This is a genomic window from Herbaspirillum sp. UBA812 (genome assembly GCF_002296545.1).
GTDB lineage: Bacteria > Pseudomonadota > Gammaproteobacteria > Burkholderiales > Burkholderiaceae_D > Herbaspirillum > Herbaspirillum huttiense.
This window is the reverse complement of record NZ_DBIC01000384.1, coordinates 1-2725: the sequence shown is the minus strand read 5'-3', so window position 1 is coordinate 2725 and position 2725 is coordinate 1. Positions and strand designations below refer to the sequence as shown.

The following is a 2725-nucleotide window of genomic DNA, read 5'->3' as shown; positions in this document are numbered from 1 at the left end:
GTTGAAATGCTGGAAGATCATGCCGATGCGCCGGCGCAATTGCACCAGTTGCGCATCGTCGAGGGTAGCGATATCCACCCCATCGACTTCGATGCGCCCGGTGCTGGGCGTCTCCAGCCGGTTGATGGTGCGCAGCAGGCTGGATTTGCCGGCCCCGCTGCGGCCAATGATGCCGAAGATGCTGCCGGGCGCGATCTCCAGATCGATGTCCTGCAAGGCCTGCACCGGACCGGCCGATGAAAGATAAGTCTTGCCGACCTGGCGCAAGGCCACCCGGCCCTTGGGACCGCTGGCGGGCCAGGGTCCGCCGGCGGCGGAGTTCAGCGAGGCAGCCTCATGCTCCGCCTCGGGACGGCTGGGAGCGGTCAAGGATTGTCTGGCCGTGATCGAGAGTTCCATGCGGTTTCCTTCCGGGACGGGTGCGGCGGGTTCAGGGCTTCTGCCAGGCCAGCGTGTAGAGACGCTTGTCGCTGTTGAAGGCGCGGTGGATATCGGCCTTGACGGTCTCGGAGTTCTGGTAGATGCGGATGAATTTCTGGATCACCGGATCATTCACGCGGCTGGCCTTGGTGACGAACTGGATGGCGAAACGGGCATCCTCGATGCCGGAATAGGCCAGCCCGCTGGAGGGATCGAAGGCCTTGGCCGCCACGATGAAGTGCGGATAGCCCTGGGCCAGGTCCACATCCGGCGTGATGCGCACCAGCTGCGGGCCTTCCACTTCCACGAAGTTCAGCTTCTTGGGGTTCTCGACGATGTCATTGAGGCTGCCGAGATAGCCGACGTTGGGCTTGAGCTTGATCAGCCCCACGCTTTGCAGCAACAGCAGCCCGCGCCCCTGGTTGACCGGGTCGTTGGCGATGCCGACCTTGCCGCCCTGTGGCACCTGCGCAAAGGTCTTGTGCTTGAGCGAATACAGGCCGACGTTGGCGAGAATGCCGGTGCCGGCACTGGCCAGCTTGTAGCCGTTCTTCTGGATGGTATTGTCGAGGAAGGGTTGGTGCTGGAAATAGTTCAGGTCCAGATCCCCGGCATCCACCGCCACATTGGGCGTGGTCCAGTCGGTGAATTCGACGACTTGCACGTCAATGCCCTGGTTCTTGGCCTCCTTGGCGGCCACTGCGATGGAGTCGCCATAGGCCCCAGGCACCACGCCGATGCGCAGCTTGTCGGCGGCGTGCGCCACACCGGCATGGGCAGAAAGGACAGTCAGGACGACCAGCAAATGACGGAAAAGACGAGACGGCTGCATGCGGGGCTCCGAAAAAATGGGTTTTTGGAAAAAATGTTCAGGTCGTGAATCAGCCGCTGGCAGCGTCGGCGCAACGGGAGGCCGCTGGAAGCGGGCTTGCGGCCGGCGAGGCACGAGAAGATCACTCGCCAGCGACACAAAGCTTCATTCAGGGTTTTTGCCAGGGCAGGCTGTAAAGCCGTTTGATCACGCCGGGCGTCACGCCGATGGTCAGGGCTTGAGCGTGCGCGTGCGCTGCGCTCAGGGCGAGGATGGCACCAGCCAGATGCTGCGGAAACCGGAAGCGGCGAATGAAGTTCTTTGCGTGCATGACCTGATCGTGGAGTCGTTCAATGGAGGCTGCGGACACGGCCTCGAAAGCCGCCGCGAGCCCCGATTGTGGGCGATCAGATCATTTGGAGCTACAAAGTAAAACATGCTTGGATATCAGCTTTTTGCATGAGCCTTCATCGGCGGGCATGGCTGGCTGAATCGAGGTCAAGCATGAAAGTGCGGCGAGTGCGCGGACGGTACCCCTGCCCTGCCCCGGTATCAGCCGGCGTCGGTATCAGGCTCTTTCGGTACCGGTAGCGCTGCCTTTTTATCCTGTTGCGCAGCGGAGTGGTCGCGCCACTCTTTGAGCAGCGCTTCGTGCGTTTCCAGTCGTGCGCGCACCGCCGCCAGCTCGCGCTCGCCCTGCTGCCATTGCCGGCGCGCACTGGCGGCCTCTTCTTCCGCACTGATGACCCGGGCCTGCAGTTGCGTCAAGGCCTCGTTCCTGGCAGCCAGCTGCGCTTCGAGCACGCGCTTGGCGGAAGCCTGTTCCTGCAGCACCTCCATTTGTTGTTCGCGACGCGTGGCCAGCGTGTGCTGTTCTGCCAGCGCCTGCCGTGCATGCGACAACTCGGCAATCAGGCGCACGCCTTCCTGATTGAGTCGGGTGACGTCCTCCTGGCGCACCACTGCATCCTGGCGCAACTGGCGCAATTCGGCTTGCAGGGTCTGGAGCTGTTGCTCGTGGCGTCGCTGGTCCTGGTCGCGCTGGTCCTTGGCTGCACTGCGGTAGTGCTCCAGGGCATCGCGGGCGTGCTGGTGCTTTTCTTCGAGCGACTGGCGGTGCTGTTCGTTTTCGGCCAGGCGTTCCTCCAAGGCAGCGAGCTTCACTTCCAGGGTGCGTGCCATGGCGGTTTGCTCCTGGCGTTCCTCGCGGGTTTTCTCATGGGCCGCGCGCTCGGCGATCAGGGCTTTTTGCGTCTGATCCAGACGCAGGCCCTGCTCGCCATGGGCGGCCTTCAGCAATGCCAATTCCTGCGCCAATCGAGCCGTTACCGTCTCCGTTTCGGCACGCACTGCCTTGACCTCAGCCCGGGCCTCCTCCTGCAACTGCACGGCGAGCCGCTCCACCAGGTCCTGCAGCGCCTCGCTGATGCTGCGCGGGTGGCCCTGGCCGCCCTCCTCTTCTTCCAATTCCTTCAGGTATTTGTGGATTGTAGT

4 protein-coding genes are annotated in these 2725 nt (G+C 63.0%); all 4 read right to left on the bottom strand.

Features of this window, described 5'->3' with window-relative positions; genetic code table 11:
* A partial coding sequence (locus B3873_RS25290) for an ATP-binding cassette domain-containing protein (protein ID WP_286869808.1) occupies nt 1-399 on the bottom strand: 399 nt, incomplete at its 3' end.
* A 31-nt stretch (nt 400-430) separates the two neighbouring features.
* Complete coding sequence (locus B3873_RS25285; protein WP_209532771.1) at nt 431-1252, bottom strand: MetQ/NlpA family ABC transporter substrate-binding protein; 822 nt, start codon at nt 1250-1252, stop codon at nt 431-433.
* 148 nt (nt 1253-1400) lie between these two features.
* The gene (locus B3873_RS25280) at nt 1401-1601 is read right to left on the bottom strand and encodes a hypothetical protein (protein WP_209532773.1); all 201 of its coding nucleotides are present in this window, start codon (nt 1599-1601) and stop codon (nt 1401-1403) included.
* 182 nt (nt 1602-1783) lie between these two features.
* Nucleotides 1784-2725, bottom strand: a 942-nt coding sequence (locus B3873_RS25275; RefSeq protein ID WP_286869802.1) for a DNA-binding protein, incomplete at its 5' end; no start/stop codon positions are given.